This window comes from Marinagarivorans cellulosilyticus (assembly GCF_021655555.1).
Lineage (GTDB): Bacteria > Pseudomonadota > Gammaproteobacteria > Pseudomonadales > Cellvibrionaceae > Marinagarivorans > Marinagarivorans cellulosilyticus.
Genome location: NZ_AP023086.1, coordinates 4,660,625 through 4,679,527, shown reverse-complemented (window position 1 = coordinate 4,679,527; position 18,903 = coordinate 4,660,625). Strand labels below are relative to the sequence as shown.

At 47.9% G+C, this 18,903-nt stretch carries 20 protein-coding genes; 17 read left to right on the top strand and 3 right to left on the bottom strand.

Going from position 1 to position 18,903, the window contains the following annotated elements; genetic code table 11:
- The first annotated feature begins 343 nt into the window (after positions 1–343).
- The 15 genes from MARGE09_RS19150 (at position 344) to MARGE09_RS19080 (ending at position 14,664) form a co-directional block, all read left to right on the top strand.
- Entirely contained in the window at positions 344–1,216 is an 873-nt protein-coding gene (locus MARGE09_RS19150; protein ID WP_236984747.1) for an alpha/beta hydrolase, read from the top strand.
- Between the two features lie 322 nt (positions 1,217–1,538).
- On the top strand, positions 1,539–1,706 hold the full coding sequence (locus MARGE09_RS19145; protein WP_236984746.1) for a hypothetical protein: 168 nt from the start codon (positions 1,539–1,541) through the stop codon (positions 1,704–1,706).
- A gap of 44 nt (positions 1,707–1,750) precedes the next feature.
- Complete coding sequence (locus tag MARGE09_RS19140) at positions 1,751–2,899, top strand: c-type cytochrome (protein ID WP_236984745.1); 1,149 nt, start codon at positions 1,751–1,753, stop codon at positions 2,897–2,899.
- 186 nt (positions 2,900–3,085) lie between these two features.
- Complete coding sequence (locus MARGE09_RS19135) at positions 3,086–5,368, top strand: YgiQ family radical SAM protein (RefSeq protein ID WP_236984744.1); 2,283 nt, start codon at positions 3,086–3,088, stop codon at positions 5,366–5,368.
- A gap of 18 nt (positions 5,369–5,386) precedes the next feature.
- On the top strand, positions 5,387–6,676 hold the full coding sequence (gene tilS, locus MARGE09_RS19130) for a tRNA lysidine(34) synthetase TilS (protein WP_236984743.1): 1,290 nt from the start codon (positions 5,387–5,389) through the stop codon (positions 6,674–6,676).
- An 88-nt stretch (positions 6,677–6,764) separates the two neighbouring features.
- A complete protein-coding gene (locus MARGE09_RS19125) occupies positions 6,765–7,031 on the top strand; it encodes a hypothetical protein (RefSeq protein WP_236984742.1) in 267 nt (88 codons plus the stop codon).
- A gap of 166 nt (positions 7,032–7,197) precedes the next feature.
- Complete coding sequence (locus tag MARGE09_RS19120) at positions 7,198–7,602, top strand: hypothetical protein (protein ID WP_236984741.1); 405 nt, start codon at positions 7,198–7,200, stop codon at positions 7,600–7,602.
- 173 nt (positions 7,603–7,775) lie between these two features.
- Complete coding sequence (ccoS, locus tag MARGE09_RS19115) at positions 7,776–7,982, top strand: cbb3-type cytochrome oxidase assembly protein CcoS (RefSeq protein ID WP_236984740.1); 207 nt, start codon at positions 7,776–7,778, stop codon at positions 7,980–7,982.
- Positions 7,979–8,812, top strand: coding sequence for a sulfite exporter TauE/SafE family protein (locus tag MARGE09_RS19110; RefSeq protein WP_236984739.1), 834 nt, complete (start codon positions 7,979–7,981; stop codon positions 8,810–8,812). Before ccoS ends, MARGE09_RS19110 begins: the two co-directional genes overlap by 4 nt.
- A gap of 18 nt (positions 8,813–8,830) precedes the next feature.
- Positions 8,831–9,226, top strand: coding sequence for a lactoylglutathione lyase (gene gloA / locus MARGE09_RS19105; RefSeq protein WP_236984738.1), 396 nt, complete (start codon positions 8,831–8,833; stop codon positions 9,224–9,226).
- Complete coding sequence (locus tag MARGE09_RS19100; protein ID WP_236984737.1) at positions 9,223–11,130, top strand: ABC-F family ATP-binding cassette domain-containing protein; 1,908 nt, start codon at positions 9,223–9,225, stop codon at positions 11,128–11,130. The genes gloA and MARGE09_RS19100 overlap by 4 nt, the downstream gene beginning before the upstream one ends.
- Positions 11,131–11,236: 106 nt before the next feature.
- Positions 11,237–11,899 (top strand): TetR/AcrR family transcriptional regulator, encoded by a 663-nt coding sequence (locus tag MARGE09_RS19095; protein WP_236984736.1) that lies wholly within the window; start codon positions 11,237–11,239, stop codon positions 11,897–11,899.
- 38 nt (positions 11,900–11,937) lie between these two features.
- A complete protein-coding gene (gene nagZ / locus MARGE09_RS19090) occupies positions 11,938–12,954 on the top strand; it encodes a beta-N-acetylhexosaminidase (RefSeq protein WP_236984735.1) in 1,017 nt (338 codons plus the stop codon).
- Positions 12,955–13,001: 47 nt separating this feature from the next.
- Positions 13,002–14,138, top strand: coding sequence for a mechanosensitive ion channel family protein (locus MARGE09_RS19085; RefSeq protein ID WP_236984734.1), 1,137 nt, complete (start codon positions 13,002–13,004; stop codon positions 14,136–14,138).
- A complete protein-coding gene (locus tag MARGE09_RS19080) occupies positions 14,128–14,664 on the top strand; it encodes a hypoxanthine-guanine phosphoribosyltransferase (RefSeq protein WP_236984733.1) in 537 nt (178 codons plus the stop codon). The genes MARGE09_RS19085 and MARGE09_RS19080 overlap by 11 nt, the downstream gene beginning before the upstream one ends.
- A gap of 320 nt (positions 14,665–14,984) precedes the next feature.
- Here the strand turns inward: MARGE09_RS19080 and MARGE09_RS19075 are convergent, their stop codons facing one another.
- Positions 14,985–15,473 (bottom strand): glutathione peroxidase, encoded by a 489-nt coding sequence (locus tag MARGE09_RS19075; RefSeq protein WP_236984732.1) that lies wholly within the window; start codon positions 15,471–15,473, stop codon positions 14,985–14,987.
- A 116-nt stretch (positions 15,474–15,589) separates the two neighbouring features.
- Entirely contained in the window at positions 15,590–16,525 is a 936-nt protein-coding gene (locus MARGE09_RS19070) for an outer membrane protein assembly factor BamD (RefSeq protein WP_236984731.1), read from the bottom strand.
- 90 nt (positions 16,526–16,615) lie between these two features.
- Between MARGE09_RS19070 and rluD the strand changes: the two genes are divergently transcribed.
- Together rluD and pgeF are read left to right on the top strand one after the other, a co-directional pair.
- A complete protein-coding gene (gene rluD / locus MARGE09_RS19065) occupies positions 16,616–17,578 on the top strand; it encodes a 23S rRNA pseudouridine(1911/1915/1917) synthase RluD (protein ID WP_236984730.1) in 963 nt (320 codons plus the stop codon).
- Complete coding sequence (pgeF, locus tag MARGE09_RS19060; RefSeq protein WP_236984729.1) at positions 17,571–18,341, top strand: peptidoglycan editing factor PgeF; 771 nt, start codon at positions 17,571–17,573, stop codon at positions 18,339–18,341. The genes rluD and pgeF overlap by 8 nt, the downstream gene beginning before the upstream one ends.
- Here pgeF and MARGE09_RS19055 read toward each other — a convergent pair.
- Positions 18,338–18,877, bottom strand: coding sequence for a zf-TFIIB domain-containing protein (locus MARGE09_RS19055; protein WP_236984728.1), 540 nt, complete (start codon positions 18,875–18,877; stop codon positions 18,338–18,340). The genes pgeF and MARGE09_RS19055 overlap by 4 nt on opposite strands.
- Between the last annotated feature and the right edge of the window lie 26 nt (positions 18,878–18,903).

The following is an 18,903-nucleotide window of genomic DNA, read 5'->3' as shown; positions in this document are numbered from 1 at the left end:
GATAGCGGCTTACAGGTTTTTGCTCCTCGACATTCTGCTGCAATGTCTAATAAGGTGCTTCCTGCACCGATGCGTCGCTCTACCTCCTGAATCCATTCAGTCGTCCGGGCGGTGCTTGACCTCCACAGACGGCGGAAATGCAGAAAGTTGCCGGGAGCAACTTCTGTCCTAGTTCTCACACAAAATTCACTATTTTTAGAGGTGCTCTAGTGTTAATTAGTGGGTGAAATTTAGCCTTACTGATTGTATGCGGTTCAGCGAGGTGGCTATTAGCGTTTTGTTCTGCGTGATAGGATTCCTTTGCTCGTTTAATTTTTTTTGAAATCAATATAAGTGAAGCTCAATGAAAACAACCATTAATTACCTCTCTGGCGGCAGTAACATTGCTGCAGATTTATATTTGCCATCTGATTTAACAAAGCCCGTACCATTGATTGTGATGTGTCATGGTTTTTGTGGTGTAAAAGAACTATTGTTACCAGGCTTTGCTGAGCAATTTCAGCAGGCCGGTTTTGCGGTGATTACCTTTGATTATCGCGGTTTTGGTGCCAGTGAAGGCGAGGCGGGTCGTTTACAGCCTGCGTTGCAAATTGAAGATATCAAAGCAACCATCGACTTTGCTGTGCAAATGTCCATTATTGATGTTGATAAAATAGCCTTGTGGGGCACATCATTTGGAGGGGCAAATGCCATTGTTGCCGCCGTGGAGGATGCTCGTGTTAAATGCCTTGCAGTGCAAGTCACTTTTGGTAATGGCGAGCGCGTTATTACTGGGGATTTAAATGAAGCAGAAACCACAAAACTGCTAGGCTCGCTTGAAAAAATGCAAGCTCGCAAAGCGCAAGGCGGTAAAGAAATGTGGGTGCCTATTGCTAAAGTCTTAAGTGATGAGCAATCTAAAGCATTTTATAGTCGTTATGCCGAAGAATTCCCAGCGTTAAAAACGAAAATTCCGTTTTTAACAACGGCGGAAACTCTAGCGCACAAACCAGAAAATTACTTGAGTGATTTAAATGCACCTTTGCATATTACGGTTGCAGAACAAGACGGCGTAAACCCTCCAGCGGAGTCTTATTCGCTATTTGATAAAGCAAAAGAGCCAAAGCAGTTGCTGAGTATTGCCGGTGCTACGCATTATGATATTTATGAGGGCGAATATTTAGCGCAAGTGTCAGCTGCCCAGATTGCTTGGTTTAAGCAGTATTTGCAGGTGTAGCTTTTACTTCGGGCGCTCTTGTGTTTTACAGCAAGCGGTATTAGGCGTGGTATGTGGCAAGTACTGCCTTTAATGCCGTGCTTGCTCTTTTTTTTGGTGTCTTTTGTCGGCAATAGATATTGCCTAAAAAATTTCAATAAGCATCTGAATAATAAGCTTTTCGTTTTCTTTACTTTCCTTGCACCTCTATTTGTGTGAGGCCTCTCTCGGTATGCAAAAAAATGCGGATAACTCCTTGCTGAATGCTGATACTTTTGCGGCTTAAAACGTGTGCTTAATTAGCATTTTTAAGCGTATATGGTAGAGGGCTGCGGAGAAAGTAATGAGCATTGCAGAAAAACTCAATAGTGCTAAAGGCGGTGATTTAACCAGTATTTTAGGCTTATTGTTGGCGGTATTGTTAACGGTTGCACTCACAGGGTGTAGCGGTGATCAGGTTGCTGTTAGTAGTCACAGTACGGCACAGAGCAGCCAAAGAGCGCTGAAGTAGTTGCTAGTGAATCAAGTGCAGAGAGCTCAAGCAGCAGTGCAGCGGTGAGCAGCCAAAGCAGTAGCGTTGATATGTCTGGTGGTCAAGCCTATCAAGCCGCCGACGGCATTGTGGGTGGGCAGCTATATTCTAAATTTTGGGCGAATGAAACAGGGTTCGAGCTGAATAATTCTAACCTCGATAGCCAAGCTCAATTGGATAGCATCGAGACCAATGCAGATTTCTTTCGCTGCAAGCAATGCCACGGCTGGGATAGGTTAGGGCGTGAAGGCGGGTACAGTAACCGCGCGCCCTCGACAACAAGGCCCAGAGTTGCTGATGTGAATTTGGCAAGGGTCAGTGAAATTGCCAGCCCGCAGGCGCTGTTTAACAGCATTAAAGGCGGCGATAATTATCGTTCGGTTAACGATAGGCTCGATAATTACGATCCTGTAAGTAATGCTTCCGTTGGCGATAAAATGCCTAATTACGCCGAAATTCTTACCGATGCGCAAATCTGGGATATTGTTAAATATTTAAAAGAGGAAGCGCTCGATACCACGGCACTTTATGACTTAATTTTATTGAGTGGGGAGTACCCAAGCCGTGGCCGCGGTTTCCTTAATATGGGCGTGGATGGCAGCCCGATTGCGGGTGATACGGTATACGCAAATAACTGTGCAATTTGTCATGGTGTGGATGGGACCAAGATATTGATAGACGGCGATGCCTACACTGTTGGCCGCCATATGCGTTTTAAACCTTATGAAGACCAGCATAAGATTAAGTTTGGCCATCTTGGTAGCATTATGGGGCCGGTGTTAAAAGATGCAGATCTTGGTGCAATTCAAGACCTTTTCGCGGCAATGCGCGATAAAGAAAAGTACCCTGATGTCAAACCAGAACCAGAACCAGAACCAGAACCAGAACCAGAACCAGAACCAGAACCAGAACCAGAACCAGAACCAGAACCAGAACCAGAACCGCAGCCTATTGATGGTCAGTTTCAATTTTTAAAGCATTGCTCAAGTTGCCATTCGGGTAATGGTGAAGGCGCTTCACCGCGCTATGGTGATGTGACAGGTGCAAGCGCAAGCTTTATCAGCGCGAAAATACAAAGCGTTCCAAAAATGGCGCACCTAAAACCAGATGATCCCGCTCAGGCGGTATCGCTAGAAGAGGTGGGTGCAATAGCGGAGTTTCTTATGCGTTAAACGCAGCAATGTGGCTTGCTTGTAGCCATTACTCAGCCCAGTTGAAGTGTCTTCAACTGGGCTTTTTTGTGGAGCACATGCAGAGTCCTCCGAGTAGCCCTAGCTTTTGTCTGGTTATGCTGTCAAGCGTAGAGGGTGTGGACTCTGGTAGAATGGCCGCCTGATTTACCTACACAGCCTTATTCTATGTCTAACGCCAAGCTTGCCTCACCTCCTGCCATTAAAACAGCGCCGCATTTGTGCTCGTTCCCTAAATATTGGGCCGAGTGTTTTGGTGCAGCACCGTTTTTACCCATGTCGCGTAAAGAGATGGACGATTTAGGCTGGGATAGCTGCGACATCATTATTGTGAATGGCGATGCGTATGTTGACCACCCAAGCTTTGGTGGGGCCGTTATTGGCCGCTTGCTGGAGTTTCAGGGCTTTAGGGTCGGCATGATTGCCCAACCCGATTGGCAAAGCTGCGACCCGTTTAAAGTATTGGGTAAGCCAAACCTCTTTTTTGGTGTTAGTGCGGGCAATATGGATTCTATGATTAACCGCTACACGGCCGATTTAAAAGTGCGCAGTGATGATGCCTATACGCCAAGCAACGAAGGTGGGAAACGGCCAGATCGCGCGGTGACAGTTTATGCACAGCGCTGCCGCGAAGCTTACAAAGATGTTCCTATTGTTATTGGTGGTATAGAGGCAAGCTTACGGCGCATAGCGCAATACGATTACTGGAGCGATGCGGTGCGTCGTTCGGTACTGGTCGATTCAGGCGCGGATATTTTGCTGTACGGCAACGCCGAGCGCGCCATTATTGAGGTGGCGACTGAGCTTGCCGGTGGCAAGACAATTGATCAACTTACCAGTATTCGCGGTACAACCGTGGTGCGAAAAGCCGTACCCGACGGCTGGACTGTGATTGATTCCTCGCGGGTTGATTGGGCTAAAAATATCGATGCCATTCCAAACCCTTATGCAATGGAGGATACCGGCACTAGCGATTGTAAAACCAACGCCAACAGCGGTGGTGGGGCGCCCTCGATGCCGGGCATAGATAGTGATTTGTACGGCGATGCCGCCCAGCAAGAGCCGCAATCGCAAGAGCAAAACGTGGAAGAAGAGGTTGTGCGTATCATTCCTATGCCGGTGCATCGCCAACATGCGCTAGATAATGAAAAAACCGCAATCCGGTTACCCTCGTTTGAAAAAGTACGCAGCGATCGTGTGCTTTACTCCCATGCTTCACGCGTTTTGCACTTGGAATCAAACCCCCAAAATGCACGTACGTTAGTGCAAAAGCATGGCAATCGCGAAGTGTGGATTAACCCACCGCCAATTCCGCTAGAAACCGACGAGATGGATTCGGTATTTGCGCTGCCTTTTGCGCGTATCCCACACCCAAGTTATGGCGGCGCCACTATTCCTGCTTACGAGATGATAAAAACATCGGTAAACATTATGCGTGGTTGTTTTGGTGGTTGTTCATTTTGTTCAATTACAGAGCACGAAGGGCGAGTGATTCAGTCGCGATCTGAAGAATCGATTTTGCGTGAAATAGAAGATATCCGCGATAAAACGCCCGGCTTTACCGGCACTATTTCTGATTTAGGAGGGCCAACAGCCAACATGTATATGTTGAATTGTAAGGACCCTAAAATTCACGCTAATTGCCGCCGTTTAAGTTGTGTTTTCCCCACGATTTGCAAAAACTTAGTCACCGACCATTCATCAACAACCCAGCTTTATCGCAAGGCGCGGGCTATCCCTGGTGTTAAAAAAGTGGCTATTGCGTCTGGCTTGCGCTACGACTTAGCCATTGAAGATCCTGAATACGTCAAAGAATTAGTGACTCATCATGTAGGCGGCTATTTAAAAATTGCGCCAGAGCATACCGAAGAAGGGCCACTGAATAAAATGATGAAACCCGGCATTGGTACTTTCCATGCTTTTAAAAAGCTCTTTGATAAGTACTCTAAAGAAGCCGGGAAGAAACAGTATTTAATCCCTTACTTTATTGCTGCGCACCCAGGTAGTGATGACGAAGATATGATTAACCTTGCGTTTTGGTTAAAGAAAAACAAATACCGCTTGGATCAAGTTCAAACCTTTTACCCATCGCCCATGTCCTTAGCAACGGCGATGTATTATTCCGAGAAAGATCCGCTGGGTAAGGTTAATTACAAAAGTGGCAAGGTGCACACCCCGCGCAATTTAAAACAGCGCCGTTTTCAAAAGGCATTATTGCGTTTTCACGATGAAAAAACGTGGCCAATGCTGCGCGATTCGTTTAAAGAAATGGGCCGCGAAGATTTAATTGGAACTGGCGAACACTCGTTAGTGCCGCCAGAAGCTTTACAGCGTAGCCGCCCGCGAAAGCAAATTGCAGGGAAATTAACGGCTGCTGTACGCGCTAATAAAGGGAATGCTGGGCGCCCCAGTAAAACCACTAAAAAAGCAGGCCCTAAAAAGCGCCGTTAATAGTATTGGCGAATTATTATGCTACCACCGCTGAATATACCTGCTAATTGCAAGCGCCTTATTGTTGGGCTTAGCGGTGGTGTGGACTCTGTAGTATTGCTTCATTGGGCAAAGCAGCAATGCCCCAATTTTGTAACCCTTAGCGCTATTCATATTAATCATCAGTTATCGCCCAACGCTGGGCAGTGGCAGCAACAAGTCGAAGGCTTGTGTGCGAGCCTGAATATCCCATTAAACACTGTAAATGTAGCCGTTAACATCGCTGGTCAAGGGCTAGAACAGGCCGCTCGGCAGGCGCGTTATCAAGCTTTTGAACAGCTGCTACAAGCTGGTGATGTACTAGCGGTGGGGCACCATCAAAATGATCAGGCCGAAACCTTATTGCTGCGCTTAATGCGTGGCGCGGGCGTGCAAGGGTTGGCGGCTATGCCGGTAGAGCGTCCTTTAGGGCAGGGGCGCTTATGGCGGCCATTATTGCAGTGCCCTAAGACGAGTATTCTGAATTACGCTAAACAGCAGGCTTTGCAGTGGGTAGAGGACGAAAGTAACGCCGATACTCGCTTTAGCCGCAACTTTGTACGCCATCAAATATTCCCTGTTATTACGCAGCACTGGCCGAACGCTGTTGAGCAAATTACCGTTGCTGCAGAGCATGCCCGCGAAGCTCAGCATTTATTGGACGAATATGCCGCGCTTGATTTTGCCTCGGTGGGCTTTCGCCAAGAACGCTGTGGGTCTTCTATTGATATTTCTGCGTTGCGGGTATTGTCGTGGTCGCGGCAAAAGCAGTTGGTGCGCTTTTGGTTAAAGCAAGAGGGTGAGTTAGCGCCGCAAAGCGGCCATTTCGAAGAATTACAAAAACTGCTGCAAGCGCAAGCCGATGCACAGCCCGCCTTGCTTTTGGGGAGCTATGGTTTTAGCCGTTTTAAGCAGCGGCTATACCTTTTGCCTGTCAGTATTTTGCAATCAGTGGCTGCTCAAGCCGTTTCATTCAAAGAGCACTGCGTATTGAGTGATGGCAGCGAGCTGCGTGTAGCCGGCTTTACTGGCGAGCTGCAAGTGCGCTACCGGCAAGGCGGTGAGCGCGCCCATCCCGCCGGGCGTGCGCACTCGCAAGCACTTAAAAAACTATTGCAAGAATACCGTTTAGAGCCTTGGCTTCGTCACCGTATTCCGCTTATTTATTGCAACAATAGCTTAATTGCAGTGGGTGATTTATGGCTGCAGTGCAACGCCGCCAGCCTGTGTGGTTTGCCCGAAGGGGCGCCTTTGTCTGTGACCTGGCACTTTCCGCAAGGCGCGTTTTAGCACGAGAAAACTCTTCAAAATAATCTTCAAGTTTTTGCGATCTGGGCCGACAAATAGGGTGTAGCCATAGATACTTGAGAGATTCCCCATGCCATTAGTCTGTTCGTCTTTAGTTGATGTTATTCGTACCCGCAAAGCCATGCAGACAGCCTTTGAAGTGGGCGATTGGGACGGGGTTAAAGCGTGTGATGAGCGTTTAGGCCGCATGCTAGATGCTGCATTTTCGGATGACAATCGCGATAACACCGCTTTGGTTGCTGAGCTTGAAAAAGTGCTGGCCATGTATGCTCGGGTGGTGACTTATCTGCCAGAGGCCACTGCGCAGCGCTGGTTATGTGCAACGCAAACGCCCTAAAAATTGGCGAAAATCGGTTTCTGTTTCTACAGTCATTGGTGTCGATAGTGGATACGCTAATGTACTAGTTACTTAAGTTGGCCACTCTTTGTTTAACGTGATGTGCTTAATGAGTGGAAGCCTATGCTAGTGATGTAGCGCAGGCTTCCTGCAATGGATGCTTGCCATGAACCAAGAAAATATTGAATTTAGATCGCCAGATGGCGCGCCCAATGTGCGCTTTATCTCGCCTAAGGTCCAAGCTGAAGCTGCATTGGCTGAATACAGCAAGGCCTTGTCACTGTTGTTTAACCAAAGTGTGCAAATGCTGTTACTGGCTAAAAATGCCGCGCTTACCCAATGTGCAGACAAACAGCTGACGGTAATACTGCTGGAAACACAGCATGTCTGCGAGCGCTTATGTAGCTACTCAAAGGCGGCGAAAGGTGTACATACTAGTGGTAACTTATTTCGCTACCTTACCTACTTGCTGACCAAAGCCGAAACCGACCCTAGCGTAGATACTTTCTACGAGATCGCCTCGGTTGCTGAGGTTTTATCAGAAGGCTTCGATGCTGCGCGGGTAAGCTAGTGCGCCCGCGCTTTCAGTTCCATAGCAGTAAATAAAGTCGTTGGCCCCGCGCTACGGCTTTTTAAGGCTTGCTGCCGTTAGGCTACCTCAATGCCCGATAAGAAAAGGGTGATTGGCAACGCGTTGCCGCCCAGTTTGAGTATAATGCGCGCTTTTGTATTCATGAGGCGCATGTGGAAAGTCTTTATCTGCTGATTCCCATTGCTATTTTAATTGTTGCCGTCGCCGTTGCCGTGTTTTTTTGGGCCGTCAAATCTGGTCAATACGATGATCTTGATACAGAAGGGCATCGCATTTTGTTTGATGACGACGACATTGAGTCTAATCGCGCGCGCGCGGCTAAGTCTGCACTGGACACAAAAGGTGAGCCGCGGCTGTGATTGAAGCTGTAATATCAGCCTTACTTCTCGGGGTGCTTGGCGCCGGACACTGCTTAGGAATGTGTGGCGGTTTTGCTGCAGCATTGGCCTATGCTATTCCCGCAGAAAAACTCGCTCGCCGTTTTGCATTGTTGCTGGCGTATAACATTGGCCGTATCGGCAGTTATGCCTTGTTAGGGGCTTTGGCGGCGTTAGGGCAGAATGCAATTTTTGATAGCGGTTACCCGTTAGCGCGAACTATCGCGGGTTTGTTGTTAATTGCAACCGGGCTTTACCAAGCAGAGCTTTGGACCGGTATAACGGTGCTTGAGCGCGGTGGGCAAAAAGTATGGCGTTATATTCAGCCACTAAGTCAGCGTTTATTGCCCGTTTATACTGTGCCTAAGGCATTGTTGCTGGGGGCGTTTTGGGGTTGGTTGCCCTGTGGTTTGGTGTACTCGGTTTTAGTGTTGGCGGCAACCCAGCCTGGGGTGACAGAGGGCGCGCTAACAATGGCAGCGTTTGGTGCAGGCACTTTGCCAGCGGTATTTGCCGGCGGCTTGGCGGCATCGTGGGTGCGCAAATGGTTGGCGCGGCGGTGGTTTAAAATGGGGTTGGCTGGGTGCTTTATTCTTTTTGGCATTTGGACAATCGCTGTCGCTTGGTATCACCATTCTCACCACGCTGGGGGGCATTCACACCACAGTACTTTGCATCAGAGCACTTCTCATCAGGGGGCTTCACATCACGATACATCGCATCATATCGAGCACAATGACCACTCCAGCGTTGACGATAGTGAAGCGAATGGTCTAGATCACGCAATGCCTCATCACCCAAATCATCATTAGTTTATTTAAGGAATTATTATGCGTTTACTACATACCATGCTGCGAGTGGGGGATCTCGATAAGTCGCTCGCGTTTTACGTGGATGTATTGGGCATGCGCCTGTTGCGTAAACAAGATTTCCCGGATGGGCGCTTTACACTGGCGTTTATTGGTTATGATGATGAAGCTAGCAGTACGGTATTGGAATTAACCCATAATTGGGATACCAAAAATTACGAACTTGGTGATGGCTATGGCCATATTGCAATCGGCGTAAAAGATGTTTATGCCGCGGCGGCGGCCATTAAAGCCGCCGGCGGTAAAATCGTGCGCGAAGCGGGGCCCATGATGCATGGCTCGGCGGTATTAGCCTTTGCTGAAGATCCAGACGGTTATAAAATTGAACTACTTTCCCTTGATCACTACAACGCATGATTAAATTAACGCAAGCGAGCCTACAGCGCGGCCATAAAATTCTGTTAGAAAAAGCATCGCTTACGGTCCATATTGGTGAGAAGCTAGGTGTTATTGGCGCGAATGGCAGCGGTAAATCCAGCCTGTTTAAATTATTAATAGGCGAGCTGGCGGTTGATGCAGGCGACTTACATGTGCCTAGCGCGTGGAAAACCGCACATATGGCGCAGGAAGTTGGGGCCGGAGAACGCACGGCCTTAGACTATGTGCAAGATGGCGATACCGAGCTTAGAGCTATCGAGCAAGCAATAGCCAAAGTGGGCGATGACGGCGAAAAGCTCGCCAACCTCTATGCGCAATATGAGCACATTGACGGTTACACCGCAGCGGCTAGGGCGATGCAATTAATTGCCGGGCTGGGCTTTTGCGCAGCCGATGGTGCCCGTCCAGTATCCGACTTTTCCGGTGGTTGGCGAATTCGCTTAAATTTGGCACAAGCATTAATGTGTCGCTCCGATTTATTGTTACTCGATGAGCCGACAAACCACTTAGATCTAGATGCAACACTTTGGCTTGAGCAGCGATTAAAGCAATATCAAGGCACGTTATTAATTATTTCTCACGATCGAGATTTTTTAGATAACGTGGTTACGGGCATTGCTAACTTTGAAAATACACAGTTAATCAGTTATAGCGGTAATTACAGCGCTTACGAGCGGCAAAAAGCTGAGCGTTTAGCGCAGCAGCAAGCAGCGTTTGAAAAACAACAAGAGCGCATTACTGAAATTGAAAGTTTTGTTCGCCGTTTTAGAGCCAAAGCTACTAAAGCCAAGCAGGCGCAAAGCCGGCTTAAAGAGTTAGAGCGCATGGAGCAGCTTTCTCCCGCCCATATTGACTCGCCATTTAATTTCCGTTTTCCGACGCCAGAGCGCATTCCTCAGCAGCTAATTACCCTAAGCGATGCCGACTTGGGTTATGGCAATAAAGTGCTGCTAAAAAAAGTACAGCTGAGTATTCATGGCAATTCGCGCTTGGGCTTGTTGGGTGCCAATGGCGCGGGTAAATCTACCTTAATGAAAACGCTAGTTGGTGAGGGTGGCGCTAAATCAACATTGTTAGCTGGGGATAGGGTTGAAGGTGCACACTTACGTATTGGTTATTTTAATCAACACCAATTAGAAGCGTTAGATATGAATGCATCCTGCGCTTTGCATTTACAGCGTTTAAGCCCTAAAGCCTCTGAGCAAGAAGTCCGTAATTTTTTAGGCAGTTTTGATTTTCAAGGCGATAGAGCCTTCGAAACCATTCAGCACTTTTCTGGTGGTGAAAAAGCGCGTTTAGCGATGGCGATTGTAGCCTGGCAAAAGCCTAACTTGTTATTGCTGGATGAACCGACGAACCACTTGGATTTGGAAGTTCGCCACGCGTTAACTTTAGCGTTACAAGGTTTTGATGGCGCGGTTGTTTTAGTGTCGCACGATAGGCATTTACTACGTAATTCAGTAGAAGAGTTTTTGCTGGTTGATGACGGTAAGGTGAGTTTGTTTGATGGCGATCTTCACGATTACGAAACCTGGTTAACCACTAAAAGTGCCAGCGCCACAGGGGGGCAAAGCCCCACTGAAACAACCGCGGTACAAGATAAAAACACCAAGAAAACCGAGCGTCAAAATAACGCAGCGATGCGCGCACAATTAAAGCCGCTAACCAATGCCGTAAAAAAACTTGAAAAAGAAATCGATAAACTACAGCAAAGCTTAACCGCGGTGGAGCAGGAGCTGTCAGACCCTGATATTTATACCACAGGTGGCGAGACATTAACAAAAACACTAAAACGCCAAGCTGAAATTAGTGAAAAGTTGGAGATGTGTGAAGAGGAATGGATGCTCAAAAGTGAAGAGTTAGAAACGCTAACTCAGGGTTAACGTTGTGCTATTCAAACGTTGATTAGTGCAGCCGCTGCTTATCTATTCATGATTAATCACACACCGTAGGGGGTATTTCCTCGTTTTAGGGTGTAAAGGAAAGAATATGGCCAATAGCGAAACAGTCGATAAAATTTTACATGCCGCAACGGTGCTATTTGCAGAACGCGGTTTTGCCGAAACATCGTTGCGGACGATTACCTGTATGGCTGACGTTAATTTGGCGGCCGTTAATTATCACTTCGGTTCAAAAAAAGCGTTAATTCAAGCTGTTTTCACACGCTTTTTAGACCCGTTTTGTAAAGCGTTAGAAAACAACTTGGATAAGCTAGATCGCGAGTCCCCAAGTGTACGCGATGTGTTGTTGGCTGCCGGCGGTGCCTTTGTCGCTACGCAACGCGAAGTGAATGAGCGTCCAGAGCGCTTCGCCCGTTTAATGACGTTGGCTTACACCCAATCACAAGAGCACTTGCGGCAGCATTGTTCCGAGCGTTTTGGTGGTACGTTGGCTCGTTTAACTAAACTGTTGCAGGTGGCCGCTCCCAATACCGATTACATGCAGTTTTATTGGCGCATGAATTTTATGCTGGGGGCGTCTTTATTTACCCTTTCAAGTTTTGAATCGATTGTAGCGATGCTTGGGAAAAACCCAGAGGATATCCCTATTGATGAAATGCTTAAGTATTTAGTGCCGGCAATGACTGGTATGTTACAAAGCGATCAAATCGTGGATGCTGCTGCGCCTGTCGCTGAGATACAAAATCCGTAAGTGTAAAAAATAATCGTTGAAAGTTAGGGTGGTAGGTTATGGCTTTAGGTTCCGTTATGTTGGATGTTGCCGGTATGACGCTAACGCTAGAAGAGCGCGAAGTTTTAGCGCACCCTCAAGTAGGCGGGGTGATTTTATTTTCGCGCAACTACGATAACCCTTTACAATTGATAGAGCTAAACAAGCAAATTAGAGAATGTAAAAACGAAATTCTTATTGCTGTTGACCATGAAGGCGGCAGGGTTCAGCGCTTTCGCAATGGTGTTACCCGCATCCCCTCTATGCATGAACTCGCGCAAAGCGCACCAGGTTTAATATCAGCCTCGGCAACATTAATGGCACAGGAATTAATGGCGTTGGGTTTGGACTTTACATTTGCGCCTGTACTTGATCGCTTTAATCCGCAAAGCAATGTTATTGGCGATCGCGCATTTTCGGAGTGCCCTAAAGAAGTGGCGCAGCATGCGAATCACTTTATTGCTGGCTTGGCCATAGCCGGTATGGCAGCAGTGGGAAAACATTTTCCTGGGCATGGTGGTGTTGTTGGCGATACCCACCTAGAGATTGCCGTTGATGAGCGCGACTTTGATGAAATTAAAGCAACAGATTTATACCCGTTTATCGACTTAGCGCCTAAATTACAGGGCATGATGCCGGCGCATGTGGTATTTCCTTGTGTGAGTGATAGCCCTGTGGGTTTTTCGGCCGACTGGTTGCACGGTATTTTGCGAGATGCGTTACAGTTTAGCGGTGCTATTTTTAGCGACGACCTATCGATGGAGGCGGCAAAGGTTGCCGGTGGTCCAATCGAGCGAGGAATTGCTGCAATGGACGCGGGTTGTTCGATGGTATTGTTATGCAATCAACCTGATGATGCGATTGAGTTGATCGAAGGTTTTGAAAGCGCCAATATTCGTGCGCAAGAGCCGTTAATTCGTAAACTCAGCGCAGTGAAAGCAAGGGCGCAGCAAGGCTTTAATTGGCAAACGTTGCAGCGTTCACAGCAGTGGCTGGCCACACATCAGGCACTGCAAGAAATTAACGAGCGCCATTAATGATGCTGGCGGATACTAGTGATTAAGTTTATTTGAGGAGCAAAACAATGGACGAGGATGCAGTAAAGTCGTGGTTGGCACAATTTGTAGCCCATGATTATTTATGGATTATCGAAGTTTTTTTAGTGGTAACAGTGACGTTGATTGTTGCGTTTGTGGTGTCGCGTGCACTCACTAAGCTGGTTTCGCGCAGCGTTGCAACAAAAAGCCTCTGGGATGATGCGTTATTTGAATCGCTCTTGCGTCCTGCTAAATGGATGGTGTGGGTGTTGGGCTTATCTTACGCTGCAGGCATAGCGGCTGCGCAAACGGAAGTCAGTTTACTCAGTATGATCGCGCCTGCACGTACAGTGGGTTCGATAGTGATTATTGTATGGTTCGTGGTTGGTTTTATTAAACGGGCTGAGCGCAACTTGGTCGACCCTGAGTATTCGCGTAAGCCAATGGATCAAACCACTGCCATGGCGATTGGTAAATTGTTGCGTGTCTCAACCATTATTACCTCGGCACTGGTTATGCTTCAGTCTTTGGGGTATAGCATTTCAGGGGTATTAGCCTTTGGTGGTATTGGCGGTATAGCGGTTGGTTTCGCAGCAAAAGATTTATTGGCTAATTTTTTTGGTGGTCTAATGATTTATTTGGATCGCCCCTTTGCTGTCGGCGATTGGGTGCGTTCACCGGATAAAAATATCGAGGGTACCGTCGAGGATATCGGCTGGCGTTTAACCCGTATCCGAACTTTTGATAAGCGGCCACTTTACGTGCCCAATGCGACGTTTACTCAAATATCTGTTGAAAACCCATCTCGTATGCTCAATCGCCGCATAAAAGAAACCATTGGGATTCGTTACGATGATGCCGACAAAATGCCGGTGATTGTCGAAGATGTTAAAAAAATGCTGCGCTCGCATAAAGATATCGCGCAAGATCAAACGTTGATCGTGAACTTCAATGCATTTAATGCGTGTTCGCTCGACTTCTTTATTTACACCTTTACCAAAACAACGGCGTGGGTGGAGTTTCACGAAATTAAACAGGATGTGATGCTGAAAATTATTAATATTATCGAAGGGCACGGCGCTGAGTGCGCATTCCCGACATCAACCTTGCATATCCCTAATGGCGTAACAGTAAATTCAATGCCAGATGAGGCCTCTAAAGGAGATGCTGCTAATGGGGCATAACATTGCATGGCCGGAATCGAAGCAATTGTATACCGAGCAGCAAGTTTCTGATGCTGTTGCCATACAAGCTGAGGAAATAAATCGTACCTTAGCTAAAACGCCATTGGTCGCTTTGTGTGTGTTACATGGTGGCATGGTGTATTCGGGCTTGTTATTACCTAAACTAACTATGCCAGTATCGTTAGATGCCATTCGGGTAACGCGTTATCGCAACACCACGCAAGGCGGTGACGAGTTACATTGGATCACACGCCCTGAACTATCGCTAAAAAACAAAACCGTCTTGTTAATGGATGATATTTTCGATGAGGGTAAAACACTCGAATACCTTGCCGCTTGGGCTATGGAACAAGGCGCAGAGCGAGTTTACTCTGCGGTGATGGTCGATAAACAGCACAACCGAAAACCTCAAAAATATAAAGTTGACTCAGCCGCAATGGCAGTGCCTGATGAATACGTGTTCGGTATGGGGATGGACTACAAAGGCGCCTGGCGTAATGCCAGTGGTATTTGGCATATCGTGTAAAGTTTCAAGTTTTATCGGTTAAATTAGGTGCTATCGCTAATCCGTTAGTCGTTAAAATATGTTGGGCAGCGAATTTTCGCATGGCCGGATTCCGGTCTTTTTTGATGAATTTCCAGCGCGTAGTAGGTGTGATGAGTGTGCATTGGCTAAGGGCTTTTTATTCAGAAATAGGCCGATGATATGGATATATTTATAAATCGTAACTATTCAGGTGGGTGCGAAATGATGGTCACCCCATATCCAAACAGCGCGTGCAGCGCAATGGGTAATAACAGATTTTTCTACATGTAAAATCTGAATGCCTAGTCCCCGTACTTACGTTAAGCCGAAAGAGCCTTTTCAATATCGGCTTTTAACGCCTCAGGCTTAGTCGCCGAAGCGTAGCGTTTTAATACTTCGCCTTCTTTGTTAATTAAAAACTTGGTGAAATTCCATTTGATGGCTTTGCTACCTAAAATGCCGCGCTCTTTTTCTTTAAGGTAGGTAAATAGCGGCGCAGTATTGGGGCCGTTAACGTCTATTTTCTCGCTGATAGGGAAGCTCACGCCGTAATTTTTTAAGCAAAACTGCCCAATGTCTTCGGCGCTACCGGGTTCTTGGCTGCCAAATTGGTTGCAGGGGAAACCAATAATCGCTAAGCCTTGCTCTGCGTATTGTTTGTGCAGTGTCTCTAAGCCTTCGTACTGTGGCGTAAAACCGCATTTACTGGCGGTGTTAACAATAAGGATGGCTTTGCCTTTTAGCTCGGCTAGTTTCAAAACCTGGCCATCGAGAAGCGTGATGTCAAAATCGTAGACGGTATTTGGCATTCGAATATTCCTGTCTTTGAGCGTGTTGGCGTTAAGTGGGCGAAAAAAAGCCCGCGTCGGCGGGCTTTTAGTTAGCTACGTATTTCATCCGCTATTGGATTGTATCGCATGTTCAATTATTCGGTAGGGCGTGGCGCGTCAGTTTTTTCGAGTTGGCTTTTATCTTTGTACATACTGTTGTAAATGTCGCGGGTATCAAAGCCAATTTCTAGCTGCTTGTTAAATAGCCCAAGGGTTAGGTAGCTAATCCAGTTTTTCTTGTCTAGCTGGCCTGCATAGTTGTAGTTAAAGCTGCCGTCTTCGTTAAGGGCTGGGTACTCGGGGTAGTTCTCACGCAAGACTTTAATAGCGTTTACGCCAAGCTCGTCTTGCCCCAGCATGTGATAAGCCTGAATTAAAGAGGCTAAACCGTCGGGTACGGCGGGCGAGCCTTGGTAGTTTTCGACAACGGCGCGGCCCCGTGCGGCAGCGGCAAGGTACGCTTTGCGGCTAAAGTAATAGTTGGCAATGTGAATTTCGCCGCGAGCAAGAAGGTTGCGTAAATAAACCATGCGAAGCTGGGCATCGACAGCGTAATCGGAGCTTGGATAGCGGGTTACAAACTCAGATAACATGTTGAATGCATTAATCGCTGCGCCTGGGTCGCGGCTGGTGTTATCCATGCCAAAAATTGAACCCACTAACGAGCTTTCTTTGTTAAAGCTGGCCAACCCGCGCATATAGTAGGCGTAATCGGCATGGCGATGTTGTGGGTGTAAGCGAATAAAGCGATCGGCATTGGCAATGGAAAGCTCATAATCACCCGATTGGTAGTGAGCATAAATCAGCTCGAGTTGTGCTTGTTCGCCAAAGGTGCCAAAGGGGAAGTTTTCTTCGAGCAGCTCTAAGGCTGATACAGCCGCCTGCCAATTCTTACCGTCCAATGAGCGCTGGGCACGCTCGTACAGCTGTTGTTCGGTGCTTTTGTCTTTTTCCTCGTTAGAGGCGCAGCCGGTCAATGTTGCCCCAAGCGCTAGGGCGCTAACCAGTATAAATATAAGGTGTGCTCGCATTCAGTCGTGCTCTGTATCATTATGTGCGTTTTTTTGCGCCCAGCCTCGGGCGGCGAGGGCGCAGTTTAGCCAGTAGCAGGTAATAACTCAATGATGCAAGAAATTTCCCAGCAAGCCAAAGTCTCGATGGAGTCCAAAGGGCAGCGGTTGGACGCGATTGCCGCGCAGTTGTTCCCTGATTATTCACGGGGGCAATTACAAGGCTGGATTAAATCCGGCGAGTTGACGGTCAATGGCAGTGTAAGGAAGTCGAATGCCAAATTAGCCGGCGGGGAACAACTGGCTTTGGAGGCGACCTTGGCCGATGTTAACGACTGGCAGCCTGAAGATATCGCAATTGATGTGGTATTTGAAGATGACCACTTATTGATTATCAATAAGCCGGCCGGCTTGGTGGTACACCCAGCGGCAGGTAATTATACCGGCACTTTGTTAAATGGGCTTTTGTACCGTTATCCAGATTCCAAGCATATTCCGCGTGCGGGTATTGTGCACCGGCTAGATAAAGACACAACCGGTTTAATGGTGGTGGCTAAAACGTTACAAGCGCAAAACCACTTAGTGCAGCAATTGCAGGCGCGTACGGTATCGCGGCGCTACGCGGCAGTATTATCGGGGACTTTGCTCAGCGGTGGCACAGTAGACGCGCCCATAGGGCGCGACTCTAAACACCGAACGCGCATGGCGGTGGTGGATTCCGAAAGCGATGCCGGCAAAGAAGCCATCACCCATTACGAAATCGTCAAGCGCTTTAAACATTTTACATGGGTGGAATTAAAGCTTGAAACGGGCCGCACCCACCAAATTCGCGTCCACATGACGCATATTGGTTTGGGGCTGGTAGGTGATGCCACATACCGCGGGCGCGGTTTGAAGACTTCTGAAATTGATGATTCGGTATTAGAGTGTGTGCGCTCGTTCGGCCGGCAAGCCTTGCATGCTAAGGCGCTAGGCTTAATTCACCCTGCTACCGGTGAGCAATGCCAATGGGAAATTCCCTTGCCGGATGATTTTACTCATCTACTTGAGGTGTTAAAACAAGGCAATGTCTAACAATAAGGCGGCGGGTGTTGGAAGCGAAATGCCTTTGCTTTTCCCGCAATGGACGGCGCCTGCCAATGTGCGTACGGCGATAACACTGGCGGTACCCGATGCTACTGCCTATGGCGCTTACAATATGGCGATGCATGTTGGTGATGATGCTGTTCGGGTGCAGGCCCATCGCGATGCATTAGCCCAGCAGCTAAAGGTTCCTTATTGGCAATGGTTAGAGCAAGTGCACGGGGTTGATGTTGTGCAAGCCAGTGCCGAAACCTGCGCATTGCCTGCGCCGCAAGCCGATGCATGTACTACTTCGCAGGTTAATTTAGCGTGTGCAGTGCTTACCGCCGATTGTTTACCGGTGCTGCTATGTAATCAGCAGGGTACTCGCGTAGCGGCAGTTCACGCAGGCTGGCGTGGCTTGGCGGCAGGAGTATTGCTCAAGACTCATCAGCACTTTGACGCTAGCGATACCGTGATGGCCTATTTAGGGCCTGCAATTGGGCCGGCGGCTTTTGAGGTGGGGGCTGAAGTTAAAAAGGCTTTTGTGCAAGCGCTGGGAGCTTGCGCGGCTGAATCTTTCGTGCCTAACCCACACAAGCCTACGCATTATTTTGCCAACTTATATGCGCTTGCCCGCTTGCAGCTAGCGTTATTAGGGGTAACCGCTATTAGTGGCGGGCAGGCTTGTACAGTGAATGATTCCCAGTTTTATTCTTATAGGCGGCAGCCCGTAACGGGCCGCTTTGCTAGTGCTATTTGGTTGGCGGATTAAATCTTGTAGGGGTCGTCGGCCAGCAAGTAAGCAATGACTTCGGCTTTATTATCGAATGTGTCTAGTTGTGCTTTAAACGCTTTAATGGCGGGGTAGTGCTCACCAAAGGTTTTGTCGTACAGGCCCTCTAGCGTTTCTTGCGTTTTGGCTTGGCGAATCTTTTTCTGCCAGCTATCGGTGAATATAGCGTTAAGCTCGAAAGCTAGGCCTTCTTGCTTTAGTAGCTCCCACTCGCCTTTGTCTAACCAAATGGCATTGATGGCTGGGCTGAGATCCAGTTTATGCTCAAGCTTATGACTGATACGGTATTTAAGCATCAGGGTTTTTGTTTGTGGGCACAGCATGGCTTTTTCGGTTTCGGTAGCAGCGACTTCAATGTCGCTGACAACCGGTGCGCTAGGCTCGCTATTCACCCAGCGAAGGTAGTCAGATAGAAACACCAAGTTACCACCGCAGTGGTTGCATGTTTGGCAAGGGAAGAGCGCATCGAGGTAGGCCGGCTGGAGAGTGCCTTGGTTGCAGCTGGTGCAGTTCATCGTGATTCCTTTTTATTGTCTATGAT